This is a genomic window from Collinsella sp. OM08-14AT, from assembly GCF_003438115.1.
Classification (GTDB): Bacteria; Actinomycetota; Coriobacteriia; order Coriobacteriales; family Coriobacteriaceae; genus Collinsella.
Window position 1 is genome coordinate 19,952 of record NZ_QSTE01000003.1, and the last position, 26,100, is coordinate 46,051.

The 26,100-nt window shown below is 55.4% G+C and carries 25 protein-coding genes and 1 tRNA gene; 17 read left to right on the plus strand and 9 right to left on the minus strand.

The window, feature by feature from the left end:
* Positions 1-129 precede the first annotated feature (129 nt).
* From larC to DXC18_RS02735, 6 genes are all read left to right on the plus strand, one after another.
* The gene (gene larC / locus DXC18_RS02710) at positions 130-612 is read left to right on the plus strand and encodes a nickel insertion protein (RefSeq protein ID WP_117716253.1); all 483 of its coding nucleotides are present in this window, start codon (positions 130-132) and stop codon (positions 610-612) included.
* Between the two features lie 76 nt (positions 613-688).
* On the plus strand, positions 689-1,237 hold the full coding sequence (yfcE, locus tag DXC18_RS02715; protein WP_117716254.1) for a phosphodiesterase: 549 nt from the start codon (positions 689-691) through the stop codon (positions 1,235-1,237).
* Positions 1,238-1,239: 2 nt separating this feature from the next.
* A complete protein-coding gene (gene mazG / locus DXC18_RS02720; protein WP_117716255.1) occupies positions 1,240-2,100 on the plus strand; it encodes a nucleoside triphosphate pyrophosphohydrolase in 861 nt (286 codons plus the stop codon).
* A gap of 189 nt (positions 2,101-2,289) precedes the next feature.
* Complete coding sequence (eno, locus tag DXC18_RS02725) at positions 2,290-3,579, plus strand: phosphopyruvate hydratase (RefSeq protein ID WP_117716256.1); 1,290 nt, start codon at positions 2,290-2,292, stop codon at positions 3,577-3,579.
* Between the two features lie 195 nt (positions 3,580-3,774).
* The gene (locus DXC18_RS10640) at positions 3,775-4,533 is read left to right on the plus strand and encodes a hypothetical protein (protein WP_233508981.1); all 759 of its coding nucleotides are present in this window, start codon (positions 3,775-3,777) and stop codon (positions 4,531-4,533) included.
* Positions 4,534-4,561: 28 nt separating this feature from the next.
* Positions 4,562-5,563 (plus strand): hypothetical protein, encoded by a 1,002-nt coding sequence (locus DXC18_RS02735; protein ID WP_117716257.1) that lies wholly within the window; start codon positions 4,562-4,564, stop codon positions 5,561-5,563.
* A 154-nt stretch (positions 5,564-5,717) separates the two neighbouring features.
* On the opposite strand, the gene DXC18_RS02740 is transcribed toward DXC18_RS02735, so the two are convergent.
* The 3 genes from DXC18_RS02740 to DXC18_RS02750 all read right to left on the minus strand — a co-directional run bounded on the left by DXC18_RS02740 (position 5,718) and on the right by DXC18_RS02750 (position 8,266).
* A complete protein-coding gene (locus DXC18_RS02740) occupies positions 5,718-7,004 on the minus strand; it encodes an ATP-binding protein (RefSeq protein WP_233508982.1) in 1,287 nt (428 codons plus the stop codon).
* A 522-nt stretch (positions 7,005-7,526) separates the two neighbouring features.
* Positions 7,527-7,611: transfer RNA gene (locus tag DXC18_RS02745), tRNA-Leu, on the minus strand.
* A gap of 31 nt (positions 7,612-7,642) precedes the next feature.
* The gene (locus tag DXC18_RS02750; RefSeq protein WP_117716259.1) at positions 7,643-8,266 is read right to left on the minus strand and encodes a hypothetical protein; all 624 of its coding nucleotides are present in this window, start codon (positions 8,264-8,266) and stop codon (positions 7,643-7,645) included.
* 163 nt (positions 8,267-8,429) lie between these two features.
* Between DXC18_RS02750 and DXC18_RS02755 the strand changes: the two genes are divergently transcribed.
* Together DXC18_RS02755 and DXC18_RS02760 are read left to right on the plus strand one after the other, a co-directional pair.
* On the plus strand, positions 8,430-8,717 hold the full coding sequence (locus tag DXC18_RS02755) for a PTS sugar transporter subunit IIB (RefSeq protein ID WP_117640417.1): 288 nt from the start codon (positions 8,430-8,432) through the stop codon (positions 8,715-8,717).
* An 11-nt stretch (positions 8,718-8,728) separates the two neighbouring features.
* Positions 8,729-9,103 (plus strand): VOC family protein, encoded by a 375-nt coding sequence (locus DXC18_RS02760; RefSeq protein ID WP_117640416.1) that lies wholly within the window; start codon positions 8,729-8,731, stop codon positions 9,101-9,103.
* A 299-nt stretch (positions 9,104-9,402) separates the two neighbouring features.
* Here the strand turns inward: DXC18_RS02760 and DXC18_RS02765 are convergent, their stop codons facing one another.
* The 3 genes from DXC18_RS02765 to DXC18_RS02775 are packed head-to-tail and all read right to left on the minus strand — an operon-like array spanning position 9,403 to position 12,028.
* Complete coding sequence (locus DXC18_RS02765) at positions 9,403-10,698, minus strand: cell wall metabolism sensor histidine kinase WalK (protein WP_117640415.1); 1,296 nt, start codon at positions 10,696-10,698, stop codon at positions 9,403-9,405.
* A complete protein-coding gene (locus DXC18_RS02770; protein WP_117716260.1) occupies positions 10,682-11,467 on the minus strand; it encodes a response regulator transcription factor in 786 nt (261 codons plus the stop codon). Before DXC18_RS02770 ends, DXC18_RS02765 begins: the two co-directional genes overlap by 17 nt.
* A gap of 18 nt (positions 11,468-11,485) precedes the next feature.
* Positions 11,486-12,028: a DUF4342 domain-containing protein gene (locus DXC18_RS02775; protein WP_117716261.1), complete on the minus strand. Its 543-nt coding sequence runs from the start codon at positions 12,026-12,028 to the stop codon at positions 11,486-11,488.
* 392 nt (positions 12,029-12,420) lie between these two features.
* On the opposite strand from DXC18_RS02775, the gene DXC18_RS02780 reads away from it, so the two are divergent.
* A complete protein-coding gene (locus DXC18_RS02780; protein WP_147329358.1) occupies positions 12,421-13,167 on the plus strand; it encodes a metallophosphoesterase in 747 nt (248 codons plus the stop codon).
* Between the two features lie 12 nt (positions 13,168-13,179).
* Here the strand turns inward: DXC18_RS02780 and DXC18_RS02785 are convergent, their stop codons facing one another.
* Together DXC18_RS02785 and DXC18_RS10645 are read right to left on the minus strand one after the other, a co-directional pair.
* Positions 13,180-13,983 carry a hypothetical protein gene (locus tag DXC18_RS02785; RefSeq protein WP_117629959.1) on the minus strand — a complete coding sequence of 268 codons (804 nt, stop codon included), beginning with the start codon at positions 13,981-13,983 and terminating at the stop codon, positions 13,180-13,182.
* A gap of 318 nt (positions 13,984-14,301) precedes the next feature.
* Positions 14,302-14,505 (minus strand): hypothetical protein, encoded by a 204-nt coding sequence (locus tag DXC18_RS10645; protein WP_233505716.1) that lies wholly within the window; start codon positions 14,503-14,505, stop codon positions 14,302-14,304.
* Between the two features lie 16 nt (positions 14,506-14,521).
* On the opposite strand from DXC18_RS10645, the gene DXC18_RS10650 reads away from it, so the two are divergent.
* From DXC18_RS10650 to DXC18_RS02815, 6 genes are all read left to right on the plus strand, one after another.
* Positions 14,522-14,815: a hypothetical protein gene (locus DXC18_RS10650; RefSeq protein ID WP_233508983.1), complete on the plus strand. Its 294-nt coding sequence runs from the start codon at positions 14,522-14,524 to the stop codon at positions 14,813-14,815.
* Between the two features lie 231 nt (positions 14,816-15,046).
* A complete protein-coding gene (locus tag DXC18_RS02795) occupies positions 15,047-16,495 on the plus strand; it encodes an ATP-binding protein (protein ID WP_117716262.1) in 1,449 nt (482 codons plus the stop codon).
* A complete protein-coding gene (locus tag DXC18_RS02800) occupies positions 16,496-19,258 on the plus strand; it encodes a Z1 domain-containing protein (protein ID WP_117629956.1) in 2,763 nt (920 codons plus the stop codon).
* Positions 19,245-20,222, plus strand: a complete 978-nt coding sequence (locus DXC18_RS02805; protein WP_199412178.1) for a PD-(D/E)XK motif protein — start codon at positions 19,245-19,247, stop codon at positions 20,220-20,222. Before DXC18_RS02800 ends, DXC18_RS02805 begins: the two co-directional genes overlap by 14 nt.
* A gap of 5 nt (positions 20,223-20,227) precedes the next feature.
* Positions 20,228-22,012, plus strand: coding sequence for an AIPR family protein (locus tag DXC18_RS02810; protein WP_117716263.1), 1,785 nt, complete (start codon positions 20,228-20,230; stop codon positions 22,010-22,012).
* Complete coding sequence (locus DXC18_RS02815) at positions 21,999-22,310, plus strand: hypothetical protein (RefSeq protein WP_117716264.1); 312 nt, start codon at positions 21,999-22,001, stop codon at positions 22,308-22,310. Before DXC18_RS02810 ends, DXC18_RS02815 begins: the two co-directional genes overlap by 14 nt.
* Here DXC18_RS02815 and DXC18_RS02820 read toward each other — a convergent pair.
* Positions 22,285-23,826 carry a DNA cytosine methyltransferase gene (locus DXC18_RS02820; RefSeq protein ID WP_117629953.1) on the minus strand — a complete coding sequence of 514 codons (1,542 nt, stop codon included), beginning with the start codon at positions 23,824-23,826 and terminating at the stop codon, positions 22,285-22,287. The two genes, DXC18_RS02815 and DXC18_RS02820, sit on opposite strands and share 26 nt — an antisense overlap.
* A 414-nt stretch (positions 23,827-24,240) precedes the next feature.
* On the opposite strand from DXC18_RS02820, the gene DXC18_RS02825 reads away from it, so the two are divergent.
* Both DXC18_RS02825 and DXC18_RS02830 read left to right on the plus strand, forming a co-directional pair.
* Positions 24,241-25,536: an ATP-binding protein gene (locus DXC18_RS02825; RefSeq protein ID WP_233505714.1), complete on the plus strand. Its 1,296-nt coding sequence runs from the start codon at positions 24,241-24,243 to the stop codon at positions 25,534-25,536.
* A 286-nt stretch (positions 25,537-25,822) separates the two neighbouring features.
* Positions 25,823-26,062: a hypothetical protein gene (locus tag DXC18_RS02830; protein ID WP_117583597.1), complete on the plus strand. Its 240-nt coding sequence runs from the start codon at positions 25,823-25,825 to the stop codon at positions 26,060-26,062.
* Positions 26,063-26,100 lie beyond the last annotated feature (38 nt).

A 26,100-nucleotide genomic window follows, 5' to 3' on the forward strand; every position in this document is an offset into this window, starting at 1 on the left:
TTTGGAGGCTGACGTACACGTTTGGATAGGGGTGAGGGCGGCGACGGACGAAAGTCACGCCTGTGCCACGTCCGATGTGCTAGCGTTTGGGTGAATAAAACGAGCCCGCGCGGAAAGGATTCGGACCGTATGCAACGTGGAAGTACATCTCCGCTGTCCCGCGAGACCGATGCGCCCGAAACTATCGTCAAGCTGGAGTGCGACATCGATGACGCGTCGCCCGAGGTGCTCGCCTATGCCGCCGACCGCCTGCGCGAGGCCGGCGCCCGCGAGGTGCACTGGCTGCCCCTCTACTGCAAAAAGGGCCGCCCCGGATGGCAGTTGCAGGTGATCTGCTCGCACGAGGATATCGAGTGCCTACAGACGATTATCTTTTTGGAGACCACGACCAACGCCGTTCGTCGCCAGGTGATGGAACGCGTTTGCCTGCCGCGCCGATTCGAGCAGGTGACAACGCCTTGGGGCGAGGTATCCGTTAAGGTGGCGACCCTGCCCGACGGCAGCGAGCGCGCGGCTCCCGAGTACGAGGATTGCGCCCGTCTTGCCCGCGAACATGGCGTGCCGCTCCAACGCGTGATGCAAACGGCTCAGAGCGTGGCGCTGCGATTCTAGTAACACGGTAGATGGGCTCCATATCCGCCAGACCTCGTATTCAGCCCTCATCAACCCCACTCTGAAAGGACTCCCCATGAAATACCTCATCGCCTCCGACATCCACGGCTCGGCATACTGGGCCGAGCGCCTCTGCACCGCCATCGAATCCGAGCAGCCTGACCGCATCGTGCTGCTAGGCGACCTGCTCTACCACGGCCCGCGCAACGACCTGCCGCGCGACTATGCCCCCAAGCGTGTGATTCCGCTGCTCAACGCCCTGGCCGACCGCATCATCGCGGTGCGCGGCAACTGCGACGCCGAGGTCGACCAGATGGTCCTCGACTTCCCCGTCATGGCCGACTACGCCACGCTGTTCGACGAGACCGGCCGCGAGCTGTTCCTGACGCACGGCCACGTCTTTGGCGCCGGCATGCACAACAGCGTCGACCACGCGCCCGCGCTGCCCGAAGGCTCCGCGCTCGTCTACGGCCACACGCATATCAAGGTTAACGAGGCAAGCGAGGCGCACCCGGGCCTGTGGCTCTTCAACCCCGGCAGCGTGAGCATTCCCAAGGACGGTACGCACAGCTACGGCATCTACGAGGGCGGCGCGTTCCGTCACGTGATCCTGGAGGAGGAATAACCATGGCGCAGCACATGGCTCAGCAAAATGCCGAGGGCTCGCGTGACCTGTCCACGCTGGTCGACGCGTCGGCCGAGCTGCAGCATCTGGTGCAGACCATCTGGCGCCTGCGTCAGCCCGACGGCTGTCCGTGGGACCGTGAGCAGACGCACCGTAGCATTGGCAAGAACATGATCGAGGAGGCCTATGAGGCGCTCGACTGCATCGAGGCCGACGATGCCACGCATCTGCGCGAGGAGCTGGGCGACGTGCTCATGCAGGTGGTGCTGCATGCGCAGATTGCGGCGGACACCGGCGAGTTTACGCTGGCCGACGTGGCACGCGATATTGACGCCAAGCTCATTCGCCGCCACCCGCACGTGTTTGGCGATGCGGATGCCGACAACCCCGACGAGGTGCTCAAGATCTGGGATGAGGTCAAGCTTGCCGAGAAGGCTGCCAAGGACAAGGCTGTGGCGGCGGACGAGGCTGCGCCCGAAGGCCTGCTCGACGGCGTGCCCACGCACCTGCCGGCGCTGATGCAAGCTCAGAAGGTGTCGCGCAAGGCGGCGGCCGTGGGCTTTGAGTGGGAGACGGTCCAGGATGTGTGGGACGAGGTCGCTGAGGAGCGTGCCGAGTTTGAGGCCGAGGCTCCCGGCTCGCCCGAGCGCGAGATGGAGTTTGGCGACCTGCTCTTTGCCTTGGTCAACGTCGCGCGCAAAGAGGGGATTGACGCCGAGAGCGCCCTGCGCGCGAGCACGGCCAAGTTCCGCCGTCGCTGGGCTGCGATGGAGCAGATGGCGGCCAACGCCCATGTGGATTTGGCTGAGCTTTCAACCCACGGCCTTAACGACCTCTGGGATGCCGCCAAGGCGGAGGAGTAAGACTGCGGGAACGACGGGCTGATACGCCTCATCGTTCCCGCTAATTTTTTCGAAAATCAAGTGTATCCCTTGGCTAACTTAGGGCATAATGCAAAAAGTGCGACATGGCTAACTTACGGAGACGCACCGACGGTGTGCGGTCAGCCGGTCGCTTGCATCCATTACGTTTCCAAGTGAGAGGGAGACAACATGAGCGATATTTTGGACGTCTACGGTCGCGAGGTACTCGACAGCCGCGGCAACCCCACCGTCGAGGTCGAGGTCGTGCTCGAGGACGGCAGCTTCGGCCGCGCGATGGTGCCTTCGGGCGCTTCGACCGGCGCCTTTGAGGCCTGCGAGCTGCGCGATGGCGACAAGGGTCGCTACCTGGGCAAGGGCGTCTCGCAGGCCGTCGAGCACGTCAATAACGAGTGCGCTAACGCCGTCGTGGGCCTCGACGCCTTCGATCAGCGCACCGTCGATGCCGCGCTGATTGCCGCGGACGGTACCCCCAACAAGACCAAGCTCGGCGCCAACGCCATTCTGGGCGTGTCGCTGGCAGTTGCCCGCGCCGCTGCCGAGTCGGCGGGTCTTTCGCTGTACCAGTACCTGGGTGGCGTCAACGCCCACCTGCTGCCCACGCCCATGATGAACATTCTCAACGGCGGCGTGCATGCCGACAACAACGTCGACTTCCAGGAGTTCATGATCATGCCGGTGGGCGCCCCGAGCTTTACCGAGGGCCTGCGTTGGTGCGCCGAGGTATACCACACCCTCAAGGGCGTGCTGCACGAGGCAGGCCTAGGCGGCGGCGTGGGCGACGAGGGTGGCTTTGCCCCCAACCTCAAGACCAACGCCGAGCCGTTCGAGTACATCACCAAGGCCGTGGAGAAGGCCGGCTTTAAGCCCGGCGTCGACTTCATGTACGCCATGGACCCGGCCTCGACCGAGTTCTACAACGCCGAGACCGGCATGTACGAACTCAAGGGCGAGGGCGTGGAGTACACGAGTGCCCAGATGGTCGATTACTGGGAGAAGCTCGTCGACACCTATCCCATCATCTCCATCGAGGACGGCATGGCCGAGGAGGACTGGGACGGCTGGGTCGAGCTGACCCGCCGCATTGGCAACAAGGTGCAGCTGGTGGGCGACGACCTGTTCGTCACCAACACCGAGCGCCTCAAGAAGGGCATCAAGCTGGGCGCCGCCAACGCGATCCTGGTCAAGGTCAACCAGATCGGCACGCTCACCGAGTCGCTCGAGGCCATCGAGACCGCCAAGGAGGCCGGCTACGCCTGCATCGTGAGCCACCGCTCCGGCGAGACCGAGGACTCCACGATCGCCGACCTGGTCGTGGGCGTCAATGCCGGCCAGATCAAGTCGGGCGCCCCGTGCCGTAGCGACCGCATCGCCAAGTACAACCAGCTCATCCGTATCGAGGACGAGCTCGAGGGCAGCGCGCACTACGCCGGCAAGGCCGCGTTCTACAACATTCGCTAAACGGGCGAATTTGGCGAGGAGGAGGCTGACTCGGTTCCGCCCCGCCTTGGCTGGACGCCGCAAAGCGCTGTGGGCGCTGGGCCATATGGCTCAGCGCCTTTTTTATGTCGAGCAAAGGCTGGCGAAGGCGGTGCGGGCGCTCGTGCTATAACTAAAGGACTTAGCGCAAACAAACCTCAACCGCACAAGGCGCACATGGATCAGATTTACGACAACAGGTACTATTCCGCCGGTTCACGCGAGCCGTCGCCTCGCCGTGCACGCACGGTGCAGCTCGGTGGGTCCGCTTATGCCGGCGCCGACCGCTCCACGCAGCGCCCGGCAAGTACCTCGCGCCCCAATGCTCAATCAAATACCTTGGCAGATGGACCGGTGCGCCCGGCACGTTCGACACATGCGTCGCGTCCCTCGGCCCAGACGCACGACAGGTCGAGCAGGCCTTCGAGCCGTCTTTCGGGCTCGGACTTTATGCGCTACGCCAACGACAATGCGGTGGTCAAGGCGATCTATGACTTTACGCATGGCTCTCTGCGTCCGCTGTTTATCGGTATCGTGGTGGCTCTGGCGCTCGTGAGCCTGTATTTCCCCGTGCGCGACCTGTACGTTGCAAAACGCTCGAACGACATCTTGGCCAAGCAGGTCGAGATTCGCGAGCAATACAAAGATGAGATGAAAAAAGACACTGACAAGTGGTTCTCGGAAGAGGGCATTAAGGATCGGGCACGGGAACTGGGCATGGCGATGCCCGGCGAGAAGAGGATTGAAGTGCTGGGCCTGGACGATGATTCGGATTCGTCGTCGAGCAAAAAGTCCTCAAACGCCAAGAAGGCCAGTGAAGTGGCCAAAGAGATCGAAGAGGTCGGCAAGGACGCACCGTGGTACATCCAGACGCTCGATATGCTGTTTGGATTTAACGGCGTCGAGGGCCAGACGGTCGCGTCCAGCGGCGAGTAGGCGAGTAGCGCCCGGAGGGGAGCCCGCAATGGCAGATTGCAAACGATATAAGGTGGCCGCGATCGACCTGGGAACGGTGTCGTCGCGACTGGTGTTGGCCCAGGTCGAGGGCGGGGCGATCGTGGAATCGTCCAAGCATACCGAGATTACCGACCTGGGCGAGGGCGTGGACGCGACGGGTCGCTTTTGCGAGGCGGCTGTCGAGCGTGTGCTCGATGCGTGTCGCATGTTTGTGGATGATGCACGTGCCTTTGGGGCCGCCTGCGTCTGCACCACCTGCACGAGTGCCGCGCGCGATGCGTCCAATGCCGCGCTGCTGCTGGACGGTCTGCGCGATCTGGGGCTCGAACCGCAGGTGATTCCGGGCGAGGTCGAGGCGCGCCTGACGTTTTTTGGCGTGGCACACGACTTTGCTGGCGAGCGCATCATCGTCGCCGATTCGGGCGGTGGCTCCACGGAGCTCGCGACGGGCGTCTATGCGCCTGAGCGCGGGGTCTTTGCGCTGGAGGGAACGCGCTCACTGGACATCGGTTGCCGTCGCGTGACGGAGCGGTTTTTCTCGGCGCTGCCGCCCGCGGACGGCGAGCTTGCGGTTGCCGCCGCGTGGGCGGGCGAGCAGTTCTCCGCCTATTTTAAGGGCCTGCCGAGCAATTATGAGCGTGCAGAGCGCCTGGTCGCGGTGGGCGGTACCGTCACTACGCTCGTGGCGCTGGTCCACGAACTGGAGCCGTACGACTCGAGCTTTGTGCACCTGCGCGAGCTTTCGATGGAGCAGATTTCTGCCGCTATCGAGCGCATGTCCACGCTGGACGTGGAGAGCATTGCCGCGTTGCCAGGCGTGCAGCCCAAGCGCGCGGGCGTGATTCTGGCCGGCGCCGTGGTGATTCGCGAGCTCATGCGCGCCGGTGGCTACGATGCGCTCACCGTAAGCGAGAACAGCCTCCTCGCCGGCATGGCCGCCGCCATCAACGAGGTTCTCGACGGCGCGACTCCCACCATCGCCTGGACCCCGAGCCTGAGCGCCCTTTAACCATCCCCTCATAAGTTGCGGTGAAATGCGGACTAAAATCGCCCTTTCGGGCCCCAACCAGTCCCTATTCCACCGCAACTCAACAGCCGGCACCTAGGGACGTTTTTTTCTGCCGGCACCTGGGGACAGTCCTTGCTGAGCGCCTCCGCAGCCTTTATGCCAGTTTGTCGATTTGCCCAATTTCCCAAAGCGGAATATTGACGAGCGTGTCCTCGTCTCTATATGCCGCCAGAGAGCTCCTCACGCAACGCTCGAGTTTGAATTTTTCGCAGGCTATTTTCAGACTCTTCGCTTTAAGGTTCTCTGCCGCCTTGACCTCAAGCGGAAGCACGGTTCCCGCATGGTCGATGGCAAAGTCGGTTTCGGCATTGCCAGAGGTAGAGGACCAATACACGGGAGTTTTGTCTTGGAGCAAAAGCTCCTGCGCGACGTATTGTTCGGTCAGCGAACCTTTGAACTCGGTAAAAACAGCGGATCCGTTAAGAACGATGGCCGGAGAGAGACCGGAGAGCGCTCCGAGGATGCCGGTGTCGATGCAGAACAGTTTGAAGCCCGAGAGGTCTTCGTAGCTCGAGAGCGGTGCCTTTAGAGCGGAAACACGTGGCGCCTTATGAACGATTCCGTAGTCCGTGAGCCACTGGAGGCTTTCCTCAAAATCGCGTGCGCGCGCTCCAGGGCGAAGGGCGCCATAGACAAACTTCTTGTTCTCCTTGGCAAGCTGGCCGGGAAGGGATTTCCAAACCAACCTCATGCGCTCGACGATGCGGGCGGGTGCATGTTTGCCAAAATCGGATTCGTAAGCCTCGATGATTTGCTGCTGAAGCCTTCGGGCTTCAATGAAGTCGCGTGTCTCGGCGAAAGCGGAGACAACTTCGGGCATACCACCGACAACAAGGTATTCCTTGAGCAAGTGCACGAGCTTTTCGGTGACGTTTGCTAGAAGGTTCATGTCTGCGGCAAGGATGGCGTCGGCGAGCGGGTTGCCGTCGACGGCGCGAACGAACTCGGCAAACCCCATGGGACGCATGGTGAGCTGGTCGATTTTGCCGACGGGAAATGACTCGTTTTCGCGTCGGAGCGCGAGGCCCATATAGGAACCGGCTGCTACGATGTGGTATTCGGGTGCAAGCTCGTTGAAGTACTTGAGCGAGGTGATCCCGCGTGGCGCCTCTTGGATCTCGTCGAAGATGATGAGCGTGTCTGTCGGCGTTACGGTTTGGCCACGTAGGAGCTCTATCTGGGAGATGATGCGCTTGGGGTCGAGGTCCCCATCGAACAGCGAGCGTGTGCTCGGCTCGAGCATAAAGTCAAAACGAATGACGCTTCGATACTGCTGGCTTGCGAATTCGTTAAGAAGCCAAGTCTTTCCTGTCTGGCGGGCTCCCTTAAGCAAGAGAGGTTTGCGATTCGCCCTTGATTTCCAAGCGATAAGTTCACTCATAAGCTGTCGTTGCATATTGCCTCCCAACCCTCTCGGCTAGTATAAGACCATTTGGGCGTTTCCATCGGAAAATGTGCGAGACAACCACGTTTTCCCATCGGAAAAATGTGCGAGACAACCACGTTTTCCCATCGGAAAATGTGCGAGACAACCACGTTTTTCCATCGAAAAATGTGGGAGTGCCAATCTAAGTTGCGGTGAAAAAGTTCTTAAATGAGCTGGTAACCAGTCAAAACAGGAACTATTCCACCGCAACTTATCATCCGTGTCGGCATCCACAAGAAACGAGCCCGCGTCTCCGGGGGACACGGGCTCGTAAACAATGCGTGGTAGGGGCGGTGGGACGTCTGCGAATTTGCGCAGCAAATACGCACCGGCCTCGGTCGCCTGCCGGCGCCCTCGCCGGCTCGCTACAAACGCTCCGCGTTCGCTTAACGCTCGCCCCCTCGCGGGTTCGAGCCCCACCGGCGTGCAAAAGAAACGGGCCCGCATCCCTGGGAGATACGGGCCCGTAAAAGCCAATGGTAGGGGCGGTGGGACTCGAACCCACAATCCTTGCGGCGAGAGATTTTAAGTCTCCTGCGTATGCCAATTCCGCCACGCCCCCGTGAGACTAGAAGTCTAGCACAAGCCGCCCGTTACGCGTTGACAGCCATCGAGTGCTGGCCCGACTTTTCCAAGTACTCGGCAAACTTGGCCTCGTCGCCCTTGTTCTTGTACTGCAGGGCCAGCAGGTATTCCAGGCGGCAGCTCTTGACCTTGTCGTCACCGGCCTCTTCGAGCATGCGCTCCAGCTCGGGAATGTCGTTGTGGCGCTTGAGGATCATCGTGTCGTACATCAGCTGGCATTCGTGTGTGACTGCCTCGGCCTGACCGCCCTCAAAGCCCTTGATCTCGTGCAGCAACTCCTTGGACTTTTTGCGGTCCTCCTGGCCAACGTAGTAGTTAAAGGCTTTGATCACCAGGTCGACGCGCTGCATCTTGGGCAGGTTGAGTCCCAGCAACAGGTCGAACATCTCGTTGGCGTGTTCGTGGTCCTCGCGCAACAGATAGGAGTTCAGGCGCAGGTAGTCGCGGTTGTAGCGCGGGTACAGCATGCTGGTGAGTTTGCCGTCGAGCAAACGATCGAACTCGTCCCACTGTTTGGCAGCCATCAACTGCTGCAGGCGCTTAAACGTGGTGCGTTTTTTGATGCTAAAGAACACCGACACGGCGATACAGATGATAACGACGGCGGTCCAGAGTGTGCGGGAATCGGGCATATTAGGGTCCTTAGTCGCTCATAAAGCGAGCGGTATGACAACACGTACTGGATGTATTATACGCAGCGCGCAAGCAAACTGGCATAAAAGCTCATCGAGGCCGAGTGCCATCGCTCGCTGCGGTACACTTACCTAAAGTAAACCATGAAGGGAGACATTACCTATGAAGAAAATCGTTTTGGCTTGCGGTGCTGGCGCTGCTACTTCCACGCTCGTTGCCCAGAAGGTCGCCACCCTGCTCGACGCCAACGGTTACGCCGACAAGTATGAGATCGTGCAGTGCGCCATCTCCGAGGCCAAGGACGCTTGCGACGAGGGCGCCGACCTGCTGATCGCCACCACCGTTGCCCCCGAGGGCCTCACCTGCCCGTACGTGAGCGGCGTGCCCTTCATGACCGGCATGAACCGCGTTGCCGCCGAGAAGGCCGTTCTTGACGTCATGGCTCAGTAGGCGCTGCCTGCATGAGTGAGCAGAACGCCAATCCGGTAGAGCTCTTTGGTATGCGCGTTGCCCATGTGGGCATTAACGCTGCCGACCCGGCAGACGCCTTGGAGATCGCGGAGCTGTTCTCGACGATGATGGGCCTGCCCGTTATCGAGACCCCGGTTTCGTACTTTAACGATTCGCTGGTCGAGGTTATGAAGCAGAACGGTCGTGGCACCAAGGGCCACATTGGCTTTGCCGTCAACGACATCGATGCGGCCGAGAAGTGGTTTGCCGAGCGCGGGCTCGAGGTCAACGAGGAGTCGCGCGCGCTGCTGCCCGACGGTAGCACCAAGCTCGTGTACTTTAAGCGCGAGTTCGCCGGCTTCGCCGTGCACCTGTGCCGCGAGTAGCGCACGAGCTGCTTTAGTTAGCAAAAAGGGATAGGGCCGTATGGCCTTATCCCTTTATTTATGCCGAGGGATCGACTTTTGCAACGGTCAAAAAACCGAAGTCTAATACTTTTCCGAGAAGTGAACGAGACAAATCAGCCCCCCCCGAAGCATCGACACTTTAAGGGCATCGTTTCCTGCAGTTTCGATGCTGGAATCCTGCGATTTTGCGGCCGAAAAATGCGGATGCTTCGGGGGTCCGAATATGGTCGTTCACTTCTCGGGAAAAGTATTAGACCTCGATCCACGAGGGGGCATCCCTACCGTGGCAGGCGAATCGTAAAGCGGCTGCCGACCCCTTCGACCGAGGTCACACCGATGACACCGCCATGGCTATCGACGATCCACTTGGCAATGGCAAGCCCCAGACCCGAGCCCTGCGCGCCGGCATCGCGCGCGTTGTCGGCGCGGTAGAACCGCTCGAACGCGTGAGCTGCGGATTCCTGGTTCATGCCGATACCCTCGTCCTCAACGCTTATGTCGATCGTGCCCATGCCCGCATCCGGCGCTACGCCAAACGAGATGGGCGTTCCCGCATCCGAGTACTTGGCGGCATTCTGCACGATCACGCGAAGAGCCTGCTTTACAAGCGCCACATCGACGGACGCATCGCAGCGCGAGTCGCTGACAAGCGCAGCGTCAAAGGCCAGTCGATACGTGTGCCCGGCATCGATCATCTGTGATTCTTCGCAAACCTCGCCGACCAGTGCAGCCAGGTTGGTATTCGCGCGCCGCAGCACGGTGCGACCGGCATCGCCGCGTGCCAAAAACAGCAGCTGTTCCACGAGCTCCTGCATATGCTCGCTTTCGGCTTTGAGCGAGGTGATGGATTCTGCCAGCACGTCCGGGTCGTCTTTGCCCCAGCGGTCGAGCATGTTCACGTAGCCCTGAATCACCGCGATGGGCGTGCGCAGCTCGTGGCTCGCATCGTTGACAAAGCGCATCTGCTGCAGCTTGGCCTCTTGCATCTGGCGCAGCAGGCGGTTGAGTGCGACCTCGATGCTTGCCAGGTCGGCGTCGCCGGTGGTGACGCTCGGCGAGTCGACGCTTGCGCGCTCGATGGCCTGTTCCAGCGTTTCCATCTTGCCGCCGGAGAGCTGCATACGGCCGAGCTCGTCCACGCGCAAGGCAAGGTCGTTGAGCGGCGCCATGGTGCGGCGCACGCGGCGGGCGCCGCCGAGCATGTTGAGCACGCTGATGACCTGCCAACCCATAACGACAAGGTAGAGAGGCCATAGCGCGACGAGGTCCTGCGCGAGGGGGAAGGTCTTGGTGGTACGCGCAAACTCGACGGTATAGGTGAGCGTTGTCAGGTCCCAGCCGCGTGCGGGCGTCAGCGACATGCCGTGAACGGTGGCGCCGGGAATCCAGCCTGCGGTAAACGCGCTGTCGGGCAGCGTCTGGTTGTATCCATAGACGAGGATCGCCGCCGCAATCACCATCAGCAACAGATCGAGCCAGACGTAGCTCATCAAGCGGCGCCACATATAGCCCCAGTTGATGGCGCGGGCGATGGAGGTGACGCGCTTGGCCTCGGCGTTATGCGCGGCAGACATAGCCCACCCCGCGCACGGTCTGGATGATGCGGGCGCCGCCAGCGTCTTCGATCTTGGCGCGCAAATGTGCGATGTGCACATCGACGTTGTTGGTATCGCCCACGTAGTCGTAGCCTAGCGCCTCATGCGCGATGCGCTCGCGCGTGAGCACGGTGCCGGCGTGCGCCATAAGCAGGGCGAGGACGTCGAACTCGCGGGCCGTGAGCGCGATGGGCGAGCCGCCGACCGTGACTTCGCGGCGGTCGGGGTCGAGCGAAACCGATCCCACGGTGAGTGTGGCAGGGGAGGGCGAGGCAGGGGTCTGGGCCATGTCACTGGCCGGGGGCATCGCGGTGGCCTTCTCGCCCGCGACGCCCGCCATGCCCGCTCCGGCGCCGACGCCAGCTACGCCCGAAGCCGCCCGCATGGCCTCCGAGCGCTTCAACGCCACGCGGATCCGTGCGAACAGCTCCTCAATCGCAAACGGCTTGGTCAGGTAATCGTCGGCGCCGGCATCGAGCCCAGCCACCTTGTCCATCACGGCATCGCGCGCGGTGACCATAATCACCGGCACATCCTTGTGCTTGCGGATGCGCCGCAGCACTTCCATACCGTTGAGCTGCGGCAACAGTACGTCGAGCAGAATCAGATCGTAGTCGCGCTCCAGCGCCAGGTCCACGGCGGTGCGGCCGTCGGCGGCGTGCTCTACCTGGTAACCCTCGTGCTCCAGCTCGAGCGTCACAAAGCGGGCGATTTTCTCCTCGTCCTCTACAATCAGGATTCGTGCCATACGTGCCCCCGTCTGCGATTACTTGTCGTCGTTGAGATTTTGCTTGATGTCGTCTGCGGCGTCGGCGGCGTGATTCATAAGGTTGTTGATACTGCCGGGCACATCGCCGTCGCTGTCGATGCGGTAGCGCATGCCAAAGAACAGGCCAAGCAGCATCAACCATATCGTGGCGCCCCAGGCAAACAAGGCGATGATGGGGATCAGGATGGGAATGTTGAGGATGATCGCATCGCGGCGCGTGGCGATAAACTTGGTGTCCAGGCTCAGGCGGAAGAGCTTTTTGAGGTACTCCCACACGCTGTCCATCTTCTTGGAGAAGTCGGTCTTTTCGCTCGACTTTTCGTAGGCGGCCTGCGCGGCGACCATCTCGGCAGAGGGCTCATCGACTGGTGCGGACTCGGTGGCGGCATGCGCCGATGTGGTCTGGGTCTTGCCCTGCGACTCAAGCCAAATGATGGCATCCAGAACGTTGCCGTCGGCGGCGTCGAGCGCGGCCTTGGCATCGGTGTAGCTCACGTTGCGCTTGGTGCGGATGGTTTCAACTTTTTCGAGGTCGTCCATGACCTGTCCTTTCGTTCGATGGGCGCGACGTCGGGCGATCTGCCCGGGCGCGAGCGTTGCGTTCGGCGGCCTGCGTCGCGCGGCGCCGCCCCGCCCTTGGTCGAACTCTATAGTGCAGGTTATAGATTAAGCGATTCTTGAGCCAAGATTAATGCTGGATGAGTTTTTGGGTGGTGTGGGCACAGGCAGTCTTTGAGGCAAGTGCGGGCCGGGCGCCCGGGGCGTAAGGGTAAATTTGTGTCCGCACGGCGAGATATACTTATTACCAACGTTAAGGGCGTGACGGGGCAAAGTTGCCTGCCGCCCGCGAAATCAGAGGGGTCGCCGTGCCGTATGGCGCAAACGAGCGGGGTCCCGACGCAAACAGGGGGTCATAGGTGCATATCTACGCTATGAGTGACATTCACGGGTGTTTGGACGCCTTTAAGGCATCGCTATCCACCATCGACCTCGATGCCCAGGACTTCAAGCTGGTCTTACTTGGCGATTACTGCGATCGAGGCCCCGATTCGCTTGGCGTCTTTGAGCTCATCATGGACCTGCAAAAACGTTACGGCGATCGCGTCGTGGCACTGCGTGGCAACCATGAGGGGATGTTCCTTGAGTACATTGACGAGGTGAACGATCCCAATTTCACGCAGGCATGGATACTTGCCGACAGCAATCTGGCAACGGCTAAGAGCTTCTTAGATGCCGAGGCATTCAAGCACGTTAAGCATCTGTTGAGGCTCAGGGAGTTCGAGGAAGCGTACGCCTTTACGGTCGAGAGCATGAAGGCCGAGCATGCGGACATCATCGCGTGGGTCCGCAAGCTCCCTTATTTTTACGAGAGCCCCTTCGGCCAGGTTTTTGTGCACGCCGGTATTGAAGAGGATGCCGGGGAGTATTGGAAGATGGGCACGTCTGCCGAGTCGTTTACCATGATGCCGCCCGATTACGTGGGGCGTAAGTTCTACCTGGATGTTATCGCCGGGCACATCAATACCGAAGCGGCTTCGGGCATCGCAGGCTACCGCGGTATCTGGTATGACGGAGCCAGCCATTTCTACATTGACGGGAACGTAGTTCAGCACGGTGAGGTCGTCGTGCTGAACTACGACTCAGAGACAGGGAAGTACAGCGGGCAAGGGCTGGAGTAGGTTGACGGGCGATTATTTGTCTGCCAACCTACGCAGTGCTTCCTTAAGCCAACCATTCATCGCTTCCGAGCGATATGTTATTGTCCAGGGCTTTGGGGCCGTCTTCGGTTTAACAAGCTGTAGCTTGATGCGCCTGTTTTCAGGCTGGTTAGGGGAACACAATAACTGTAGATGCAATGCACTTAAATCGCCCATGTCCCGCGATTTAAAATGTTGATACAGGCAATGGTATTCGTGCTGATCACTGCTTAAAGCGTGAGCGACATCGAGGTATGCGAGCACGGAGATGAGCACATGCCATTGCTGATTTAAATTGTCATGCGCGCTGTCGGTAAAGGGCTTGAAGGCATCGACTTCTGCAATTGTATCGTCGTCAAAATAAAAGCGGTAATGCTTTTGCTTATCGGTGCGGTGTCTGAGCACAAGATAGAAGGCCGCGTTTTCCGGGTGATTTTTCATTATGTTAATTGTCGGTCCGAGTCTTTTTGCCTGCTTCGCTTGTCTCCATTCGGTTCCACACCAATCGCCCCATACGTCTTCCCTGAGAGCGGCTTCCATTGCAGCGAGCTCACTGTTGTCAAGCTGATTCAGAGCGACTATGGCTTCGCCCAACGTCTCGGCATCGTCTGCGCTATTACTGCTTTCGGAACCGATCTCGCAGGAATCGTTGCACCATCCAATGAAGTTCTTGACGCCTATTCCTATTGGATGATCGATATGAAACTTTTTGGTCGGGGATGCACTGTTGCGCACGCTATCGACACGGTTGAAAAAGTCCTGGATGTGGTTCAAATCGGCGAGCTTGGCTTCGTCCATATCTGGATTCCTTTCTCATCAGGAAACATGTCTCATTATAGGCATGCCTGCGGTCGTAGCGGCTAGGGGTGCCAGCATGGTCCCAGGGGAGGAAAATGATGGCCTCTCAACGACAGCGCTGCGGCAGGAACAGATTAAGCAAGGCACTGCGCCTGTGCGTTATGCAAATCACGTTGCAAAAGTATGAAAATATCCTACAAATGCAACATGAAGTACTTTAGCAACATAACGGCGATAAGCGAGCTTTCCGAGAGCGAGGGCGTGTTCACCACGGCTCAGGCGGCTCGCATGGACATTTCTCGAGATGCGCTGGCGCACTCATGCCGCGTGGGGCGTCTTGAGCGGATATGCCACGGTGCCTACCGGATGTCGGGCGCGCAGCGCCGAGACACCGACGAGCTCAACGCTCTTTGGAAGCTCACCAATCCCTCCCTGTGCGCGTGGGAGAGAAAACGCCAGTGGGATGGCATCGCCGTGAGCGGTACGACTGCGGCGAACCTGCAGCAAATGGGCGATTTCCATCTGTCCCCCCTACAGGATGACCGCGCCCATGCGCATCAATACGAGAAACGATTCCCTTTCTTTTGTAAAGCGCGAGATTGCCGAGCGGGATATCGTTTGGCTCGACGGCCTGCCGGTAACCAAGCCCGAGCGCACGCTTGTCGATCTTTGCCTCGATTGCGAGGACCCCTCATTAATTATCGATGCCTATAACGATGCGCTTGGGCGAGGGCTCGATATACAGCGGCTGAAAGAATTCGTAAAGGAGAACTCTAAAACCGCCAAGCGGCGCGGACTGATGATGCCTTTGCTGATGGTACTGAACGGGTAATGTGAAACAGAGGACATGGTGAAGTACAAAACGCCTGCCGCATTGAAGATGGCTGTTAGGAATGCCGCAAGGCAGTTTTAAATGAGCGCCGAAACGTGAATAATCGTGCTGCGACTGTCACGTTATTGCCGGTAGCGCTACCGTTCGCATGATTTGGGTGCCGGTAAGTGATAATTGATTAATGGCCGCTGCTATACTTATCGATTATGATGCTAGTAAGATTGGCTTTGGATGGAATCGATGCAGCTTGAGCCCGAACCGAGGATTTTAATTGAAAGCCTAAGAGATATTGGGTATTCGTTTAATAGTGCACTAGCTGATATTGTTGACAATTCTATTACCGCGAGGGCAAGGAATATCTCAATCCTTGCTATTCCTTCTGATGACTTCAGAATTGCAATCATTGATGACGGTGAGGGGCTTGGCAGAGATGAGTTAATGCATGCCATGAGGCTCGGTAGCACTGATCCGAGGTGCAAGCGGAATTTGAACGATCTCGGGCGTTTTGGTCTCGGGTTAAAAACCGCTTCATTTTCACAATGCAGAAGGCTGACGGTTGTGTCAAAGAAAAACGGTGAAGTGAATGCCTTCACGTGGGATCTCGATCTTGTTGCCAGTGAAAACAAATGGACAGTTTTGGAACAGAAAAGAACGGACTCCATTCCGTTTATTGGAGAGATGAACGAGACGGGTACGCTTGTTCTATGGGAAAAACTTGATCGTCTAACCGGGGTAAATGGATCCGGAAAAGCCAATTACGACAGAATTATAAGTGAGGCTCAAGATTACCTCTCTCTTGTATTTCATCGTTACTTAGCGGGAGAACGTGGGCTCAAGCGCATTAAGGTCAATGTGAATAATCGCACGCTTGACCCCATCGATCCATTTAATGTTAGCAATCAGGCGACGCAACCATCGCCTGTCGAAAATGTTTGTCCCGGCGTTACGATGCAGGCGTTTACTCTTCCGCATAGGTCAAATTATGCTTCAGATGCAGAGTATGAAAAGTTTGCTCTTCCTGGCGGTTACTTAAAGAATCAGGGAGTCTTTCTCTATCGCGCGAAGCGCTTGATACTGCATGGAACTTGGTTTGGGATTGCCAAGAAAACCGCTCTCACCCAGTTGTGCCGCGTGAAGATTGATATTGATGTTAACCAAGATGAAGCATGGAAAATTGACGTTAAGAAAGTGTCCGCTCAGCTTCCGGAAGAAGTAAGGGCGAGTATCAAACAATTGATTGCTCATATTGGTGCGCCTTCAAAAAGAGTTTATCGTCGTCGCGGCGCTAGGTTAACGAGGCCTGAGGTATATCCGGCTTGGAATGCGATAAAAACTGGAGACAAGACCCTTTATTGCATTAATCGCAAAAACCCAATTCTTGATAGCTTCAATTCATCTCTTGATGATGATCAGAGGGCTGCTTTCAAGACTGTTCTTTCGCTGGTCGAATCGTCATTCCCAACGGAATCTCTTTTTTACGAACTGTCGAACAACGAAGGGTCAGTTTGCTTTGAGGAGATGAAAGACGATGACTTTTGTAATGCTGTTCTCACTTTCTTTGGCTCATTAAAACAAATGGGGAAGGATGAGGATGACATCCTCTCCACTATGAGGTCAGTTGACTTGTTCGCCACACGTTGGAATGAAGTACTTGCCATTTTGGGAATCGAGGAGTGCTAAATGGACGCCACACTAGAGCAGTTCATCAATTACATTGACAACTCCGCCAGAGATAAACTAGAGAACGATGACGGCGTTCCCGAAGAGGCGGATGTTGCGGATACCTATTCGCAGTTCTACACTGCATTCGCCGGAATTTTCCCTGTATCTAAACAATGCGACAAGGATGATATCGTCCGTAGGCTTGTTGAGAAGTATTGTAGCGAGCTTACGATTAAGAAAAAGCTTGGCTTTGAGTTTAAGGATGAGGATAGCCATCCCTGGTTGAGTGAAGCAGAAGACTCGATCGAATGGTTCTACTGGAATCGCTATAGGCGATACTTGGTGCGCGATAAGAAATGGGCGCCCGCCGCGGTTAAGTCGATAGATAGGGACAGTCGCAACATCCTTGACTTAATGGCCGATCCTTTAGAGTGCGGCTCTTTTACAAGACGCGGCCTCGTAGTCGCATCCGTTCAATCGGGAAAAACTGCAAATTATATTGGGCTGATATCCCGCGCCGCCGACGCGGGATATCGAATCATTATCGTCATGGCCGGCGTGCATAATGTCCTGCGAAATCAGACGCAAGCTCGTCTTGAAGATGGTTTTACAGGTTTTAACATTGAGAACAGCACAGTCGAACCGGTTGGCGTTGGCAAGGGGAGTCAAGCCCGACGACCAATTGCCTGTACCTCGAGAGAAGCAGACTTTAGTACAGAACGAGCTAAGGCTTTAAGGTGCATCCAGCCGACGCAAACAAACGAACCTTTTTTGTTTGTTGTTAAGAAGAATAGTAAGTCTCTCCAGCAGGTAATTGAATGGCTGGATGCCAGCAATAGCCAGGATCAACCTCTGTTGCTCATTGACGATGAAGCGGATAATGCTTCGATTAACGGAAAATACAAGCTCGAAAAGCGAGAGAATGAACCGACCAAAATCAATGGGCAGATAAGAAACCTGCTTAACCTATTCAATAAGGCCTGCTATGTTGGCTACACTGCTACGCCATTTGCTAACGTTTTGATCGACCCTAGCGTTGACAGCGATGAGTATGGCAAGGACCTTTTCCCGAGCAACTTTATTTATACGCTTGAGGAGTCCTCTGACTACTTCGGTGCCAAAAAGGTATTCGGAGATTACGACGAGCCTACTCACAAGCACTTGCGTTTCATTGACGATGCGGACGATGTCCTTCCTGCAAAACATAAAAGTAGCTTTGAGCCCTTTATGCTTCCCCTTAGTCTAAAGGCGGCAATTCGTACTTTTGTATTGGCGACGACGATAAAGACACTTCGTTTTGGCACTAATTTCCATTCAACGATGATGGTCAATGTATCTCCCTATAAGAAACCGCAGAATTGCATGCGGAATCTAGTTGAGGATTACCTTAACGACCTGAATACGGCGGCGAAATCCTATGGGGCCTTAAACCCGGAGGAGGCGCTTGAGGCTTCTCCGCACCTAAAGGATTTGAAAGCTACTTGGGAGCTGGAATATGCAGGCTGCGGTTTTGGCTGGAGCGAAATACAGCCACGTCTCTACGACCCGGATTATCATGTTCTGAGCATCAATACAGACTCAGGAGATGCTCTGGACTATGAGAACAGGAACGAGCGAGTTATCGCGGTTGGCGGATATAGGCTTTCTCGTGGTTTAACCCTTGAAGGGTTAACGGTCTCTTACTATTCGCGAAACGCCAGAGCATATGATGCGCTGATGCAGATGGCTCGTTGGTTTGGATATAGGCCTCAGTATGAGGATCTTTGTCGTGTATGGATGACCGACGAGGCGGCGGGCTGGTACAAATACGTTGCCGATTCGACGGAGAATCTGTTCGATCAACTAAGGAGCATGCGCCAAGTTAAGCGCACTCCAAAGAATTACGTTTTGAAAATACGCCAGAGCCCTGATGCCCTGACCGTTACCGCGAGAAATAAGATGGGTGCCGGGCAAAAGGAAAAGGCCCCCATCGATTTAAACGAGGGATTCGTTGAAACGATTGCATTTGACAGGGACGCGGAGATAGTTGCCGATAACGAGGCGGCATGCAGGGACCTTCTTAGCGCAATAAAGGGGTATGCGGACTTCAAAGACGGGGGCTCTTATAGATATCTTTATAAGGGGGTTCCGGTCAAGTTTGTTACCGCTTTTCTAGAAGCCTATGAAAATGAAGATGGCCTTTCGCCAAAGTCTCAAAAAGCTCCAATCCTAAGCTACGTCAACGAACGGCTGCTTGATGGCGAGCTGAAGGAATGGGACGTTCTCTTGGCACATGGCTCTCGATCAAATGATCCAATCGATTTGCCTGTTGATGGAACGGTCAGCATGGAGCAAAGATATCCCGGTAGCGCTTCGAACAATGATGTCGTTGTTGTCGGAGAGAAACATCGTTTATCCAGTCGTGGAGTTGAGGCCGCTGGCTTAAGTGCGGAAGAAAGGAAAATGGCGGAAGAACGATATGCTGCAGACCATAGCGGCGACAAGGCGAAAAACTGTTCTGATCTCTATTATCGTCAAATAAGGAGGCGGCCATTGCTGGTTTTGCATCCGATTTGCATGCGATTTGGAGAAATCAAAATTAAAGAAAAGAAGGAGGCCGGAAAAGAAGCTCCTTCCTGGTGGAAGAGCTGGGATGCTCAGGAATGCGTTTTCGGCTGGAGCATCAGTTTTCCGCACACCGATAAGCAAACGCGACCAGTCACTTACGTTTTTAATTCTGTGGCACTGGAGAACATGATGCCGGAACCCGAAGATAGCGATGATGATTATGAAGACGACTAGCGATAATCCGTGGGAAGAGCTGCCTAGATCGCGTGGAAGGGGCGACTACAACACGAGAATGGTCGCACCCGATGTCAATCCCGATGCAAAAAGGATTTATTGGGCAAAGGGGCGCTCTAATCACCCTGCTTTTCTTGTCGAATATGACAGCAGCGAGACGGGGGCACCGGAGCCTCCCAAGTTTAAGAACATCTCTATTCGAGACATTGAATCGGAGCGCTCCATACTGCTTGAGCTCCAAGACCAGGAAATGAAAGCCCAATTTCTCCGCTTATGTCTTGATATTGCCGACTCGGTGCAGAAAGCCCCCACCGTTGCGATGAGGAAGATGACCTTCATGAGGCTCGAGAAATGGGCTTCGTTTCTCAGGCCCGGGCGTGGTCCCCTCACAGCCGAGCAACAAAAAGGGCTTATCGGCGAGCTGCTTTTTCTTAAACGGGTTTCCGCTGCCATTTACGAGCCGTCGAATGCCTTGAGTGGCTGGACAGGGCCAGAACGCTCTAAGCGCGATTTCGGTTACGGGCAGATTTTCGTCGAGGTGAAAAGCAAACGAGGGTCGTCGAATTCGGAAATTGGAATATCGTCAGAAGAGCAATTGAACACCAACGAAAGTGAAAGGCTCTTCTTATATGTCGTTGAGTTGAACAGCGCTACGGATGAAGATAAAGCGGCATTCAGCCTTACCGATGTCGTCAACGATGTTCAAATGCTCTTCGACAGCCCATTGGATTTGGCGCACTTTCAGGAGAAGCTGTCGGATGCCGGGTATTTTCCGGAAGACGATTATTCCCACACCTTGTGGAGCGAGGGCGTAACTGAAACATATGAAGTTAAGGATGGATTTCCGCGAATCGTTTCCAGTTCGTGTCCGCCTGGAGTTAAGGCTGTTACATATAAAATCGACCTTGGCTACTGCTCTGATTACGAAGTTGATCAGAGCGCAATTACCCAAGCATTGAGGTGAATTAGATGACAGATTCCACTTCGTTTCAGGAGGAACTGTTTCAAGAGGTCAAGAATAAGGCGGACTCAGAGGGAGTCTATAAGAACGATGCGTTCTTTGACCTCATCACTGATTATCTTTGCGATGCGGGAGAATTCGATGAGGCCATCCCCGCCTTCTGTCAGAGAACTGGAATAAGGGTTGATGGCTACTGTGGCGATCCTTTTGAGTCAAGCAGAAAAGTCCTTGGCCTCATTGTCCTCGACTTCAACCAAGATACTGGCTTGCTGACATTAACGAATTCTGAAATGGAGGCAGATTTTCGGCGGCTTGAGAAATTCGTAACCAAAGCATTGGATTCTCAATTTAGGGAATCTCTTGAGCCGACGGATCCGGGGTTTGGGCTCGCCGATTTAATTCACGCTCGCTGGAACGAAATCGAGCGAGTTAATCTGTATCTTCTTTCAAACAAAAAACTTAGCCAAAGGGTTTCGGGTAAAGAGACGGGGAGTGTCCTTGGCAAAGAGGTTGTTTACAACGTCTGGGATCTTGAACGGATAGGTAATCTTATTGAATCGGGTCGTGAGCTGGAGAGACTGCTCATTGACTTTAACGAATTGCCGACGGGTCCGATTCGGGCCCTTCTCGCAAGCTCTCCGAAAGACAAGAACAAGGTTTACCTTGCTGCGATACCGGGTGTCGATTTGGCGCGCATCTACGATCGTTGGGGAGCGCGACTTCTTGAGCAAAACGTCCGTGTATTTCTTCAGGCGAGAAGCAATGTCAACAAGGGTATAAAGCGTACTCTCGAGAATGAGCCCGAGCTTTTCTTCTCGTTCAATAACGGTATCACGGCGACCGCAGAGAGCGTTACAACGGAGAGCGGGGAAGACGGGCTTTTAATTGACCGTCTAGAAAACCTGCAGATAGTTAACGGTGGCCAGACAACCGCATCGGTTTATGCCGCATATAAGGCTGGTAAAAGTTTGGACCGCGTGTTTGTCCAAATGAAGCTTAGTGTTGTCAGCCCGGAAGAGGCTCTCGAACTGGTGCCTAGGATCTCTGAATATGCAAACAGCCAGAATAAGGTTTCTTCAGCCGACTTCTTTGCAAACCACCCTTATCACGTGAGGATCGAAGAGTTCTCGCAAAGGATACTTGCTCCCATGCGGGCAGATAGCTTCACGCAAACCAAATGGTTCTACGAGCGGGCAAGAGGCTCATATCGAGATAAGCAAGCTTATCTTACGCCTGCGCAGAAGCGTAAATTTGTTGCTGAGTTTCCTAAAACGCAGACTTTTACGAAAACGGATTTGGCAAAATATCTCATGGTCTGGACGAATAAGGCCTACTTGGTCAATCGCGGTGCCCAGAAGAACTTCTCTGAATTTGCTCGGCTAATTAAAGACTCCTGGGATAAGGATGAGAGTCAGTTCAATGAGACTTATTTCAAATATTTGATTGCCAAGAAAATTATATTCGATCGCACAGGCAAGATTGTGCAGGCGCGTGATTGGTGGGAAACCGGCAGCTATCGCTCGCAGCATGTAGTCCTTGCGGTGGGAGTGCTTTCAAATGCAGTTTCCGCTTTAGGAAAAGCCGTTAACTTTCTTGGCATTTGGAATCAACAATCGTTGTCGCCAGCGTTTGAGAGGGCGCTTGGGCAAGCATCTGACGCTGCGCATGATGTATTGATGCATCCCGCGACGGGCTATCGAAACATTTCTGAATGGGCAAAACAACAGAAATGCTGGGAGGCTATCAAGTTAAAAAAGGTTGATTGGGACAAAGAGTGGCTTGGAGCTTATTGACCTCGATGAGGAGAAAGACATTCAGCGAGAGGGCTCCCGTAACCAGAAAACGCTGAATGGGATTGAAGCTCAGACGGCGGTTTGCGAGATGGGAAGCGGATTTTGGCAAAATGTTCTTAACTGGTGCCTTGCAGAGGGCGAGGGAACTGAGAAGGAACGGGGTATTTTGCAGTATGCATGTGCCTTGCCAAACAAAGTGCCCTCCGAGAGCCAGTCCGTTGTACTTATTAACATGATGAAGCGGCTGCACAGAGTCGGCTGTCCTTACCGTGTTAAGAGCAGTCAGTATCGTCTGTAAGATTCTCGTAAAACCCGTGGGCTTCTTTTCCAAGTGCCTTTGCGACTACCGCCGCTATCTGCTGGGCAAGTAGCGGCGGCACCGCGTTACCCACCTGAGTGTACTGAGACGTTCTGTTGCCTTCGAACAGATAGTCATCTGGGAAGGTTTGAAGTCTTGCGGCCTCTCTCACGGTAAGGCTCCTGCATTGCGACGGATCCGGATGGATGTAATAGTGTCCGTCCTTGGCGATATGCGAGGTGATGGTCGTAGAGGGTCTTCCCCATACTTGCACACGAAAACGGTCGTTGAATTTATAGTTACCAGTCGTTTTTGCTGCCTGGACGTTCTTATGATTGGGAAGCAATGACTCGGGGAATTCTTCAAGGCGTGCGGGCGTACCGTATTTTTCTGCATATGCCGCACAAAAGAGATAACGGTCAAGATCGCTCGCCAAGTGAGAGCGAGACTCATGATTTGTGAGGACCTTGCTATTTCCGAGCCTTCCTCTATACCATTCTTCATATCGATTGTGGACGGGATCAACTTTGTGCTTTGCGGTTAACTTTGGCGCGTAGCGTGAAATTACCCTATCAAGGATGTCTGTAAGATCGTTGCATTCGCCATTGTCTTTCAACTCTTTTGCCGCTGAGTTTATGTACTCTGCCCAGTTCATATCGCGCCAGTTTTCGTTGCGTTCAGAGAATCCGCTTCGCAGTTTAGGCAGCCCACGAAGGGCTGACCCAAGAGTGCAAACATGCTTTTTGGTTAGCGTGCTCGGTTCGATTCCGGTGTCATTTTTAATACCAAGGAGAATGACCCTGTGGCGCATCTGGGGGATTCCATACTGTTCGGCTTTGACAACGTAATCTTTTGGATTATGGGGGTCATCAGTGACGAGGGAATGGATAGTGTATCCCGCCTCTTCCATATCTTTGCATATGCGGTTAAAAACGCCATGGCCCTCGTGCTTTGCAGAAAGAAGTCCTTTGACGTTTTCCATAACGAAGACATCCGGCTTTAGCTCGTTGATAAACGAGAGGTAGCAACGGTAGAGGGTGTGCTTCGGGTCCTCTTCGAATGTAATGTCATGCTTGCGCCGCGATCTGCCCACCAACGAATATGCTTGGCACGGAGGTCCGCCAATAAGGACTAGCGGACCCCTATCACGGTCTTCAAACCATCTTGTCACGCGTTCGGCGCCGAGTTTAACCAAGCGGTCGTCTCCATCGACGAGCTCGTCGCATAAAGCTTCTTCGCAAGCAGCCTGCCATTCTTTTGGGCGGTAGCGGATAAGTTGGTCGAAGGTCTCATTGTCATGCTTTTTCATGTATCTGAGATAAACTCTCGGCAATGTTCCGTCCGGTTCTGCAATTTTGCGCAGATATGAACGAAGCCTCAGGGTCTGATGAGCCTGCTTGTCACGTTCAATGGACATGATTGTTTGGAACACGGGCTTGTTCTCAGCGTCTCGAAGTGATGAGAAGCCTTCCCCAAGGCCTCCCGGGCCCGCGAATAAGTCAATAACGGGAATCACTGCTAACCCTCTCCAAACAGAAACTTCTAGATATCCAGGCTACCAGGATGAAAGTCAAACGTCCAGGAGTGTCTCGCTATGTAAATAAACTTTCTATTTATAGCAGTTGCGGGAAACTCGATAAGTGCAGGCGGCGCGCCAGCATTTGAGTTTCTGCTCAAAGATGGCCCAGATCGCTTCCTGTCAAACGGGCATCTTATGGGCATTCCAAAAATGCGGGAATGAAATTGTTCAACGCACTCTTGAACGATTCGCCTCATACCATTGTTCTGCGCCTTGACGCTGCTTTGACTGAGCCCGACTTATAATGGCTCTGATGTAATTCTGCAGGTTCTTGTTGCTACGTGACAAGAACTTGCAAAATTCGCAAGTTCTTGTCATTCTGTGAGAAAAACTTGCAGATTGGGGCGAGCGATGGATAAACGGATGGTTCCCAGAAATCGATATCTCGAGAAGTTAATCGCCTTCCGTGACACGGATGTCATCAAGGTCGTAACGGGTATGCGCCGTTGTGGCAAATCGACGCTTCTGGACATGATGCGCAAACATCTGGAGGATAACGGCGTTCCATCCGAATGTCTTTTGACCTTTAAGATGGAGTCATTTGAGCTGGAGGGCGTGCGTGATTGGCGAGAGCTTTACCGCCACGTGGACGGCCTAATGCCTGCGGGCAAGAGGTGCTATCTCTTCTTCGACGAGCTTCAGGAGGTTGCCGGATGGGAGAAGGCGATTAACGCACTTCGTGTCGACCGGGACTGCGATATATATGTTACGGGTTCGAATGCTTTTCTCCTCTCGTCAGAGATCGCGACCTTAATCTCGGGCAGGTATGTCGAGATTCGGATGCACCCGCTCGCTTTTTCGGAATATGTCGACTTTCTTGGTCCGACTGACGTCACGAATAGGCTCGCTGTTTTTGGTCGGGAGGATATTGTTGCACTCGACGATCTTCTTGACCGATATCTGACGTTTGGAGGCCTGCCGTTTCTCGCTGCTTCAAAGCTGCCGGAGCAGGAAATGAAGGACTATATCTGGAGCACGTACCAAACAATCGTCGGGCGCGACATTTTGGCTCGCGAGGCGCGTCGGGGTAGACGGTCGGTGACGAGCAGGAGTGTGCTCGACCGCGTCACTTCCTACTTGGCTGATAACATTTCAAACCCGACATCAATTAATAAGATCGTTGGAACGCTGGCAGAGAACGGGGCGAAATCCTCGCACGGCGTCGTGGACACTTGTGTGTCCGCCCTTGAGGAGACCTATATCTTTTCGCACGCGCGCCGATTTGATATTAAGGGTCGGGACATTTTGAAGACCGGCGGCAAGTTTTACATTGAGGATCTGGGACTTCGAGCCTTCTTGGATGGGTATCGCGGCAGCGACAGCGGACGTGTTCTCGAAAATGCCGTTTACAATCGCCTTGTCTATGACGGATACCAGGTCTTCACGGGTCATCTTCGAGATGCCGAAATCGACTTTGTTGCGATAGGCGACGGCTCGGATCGTAAGTTTATTCAGGTCACAGAGTCGATTGACGAGGAGGCGACGCGTAAGCGCGAGCTGCGTCCATTTGAGCTCAGGTCGCTCGAGAAGATTACCGGCGGTTACGAGAAGATCGTCGTCGTTCGTCAGGGGAGCCATCCGACCGACATCGACGGCATCAAAATCGTTTCTGCAGTCGATTTCTTAATGGGTAGGCTTGGGGCTTAGTGCGTTTGGAGCGCGTCTGTTTCCTATGCCTAGCGACATTGCCACAGCTCGTGACGCCGCCGGCTTCTTCCTTTCCGTCGGGCGGCACCAACTCAGCTGATCCGTTGGGGATGGAGGAAAGCGGACCATTTTCGGCGCGCCGCAGGTGATACGAATCCTGCGGCGCGCTGTTATTTGAGCGAGGGCTTTCAGCTGTGTCCGCGTGGCGTGGGACACTTAACCTGCCGTCCTGCTCTGCCGCGACGGCACGTACCTGAACAACGACCCTCTAAGGAGCTCGAAATCGATGAGTGACAACACCAAGCATCTCGCAAAGAAATGCGTCAAGGACGCGGGGCCGTGTCTCACGCTGTGCCTTGCCGGTGCAGCGGTCGCGCTGCTGGCTGTTTTGGGGCCATTTGACGTGCTTCGAAGCGCCAGCTCTCTACACGTTTGCATGGCTCTTGCCGGCGCCATGATGACCGGCGGCGTGCTCGATCTAGCTTTTTGGGTGTTTGACCCGTTTGGATGGAAGAACGAAGGGTAAGCCCTAAGGGATGGATGCCCCGCAGCGTTAGGAGGTCC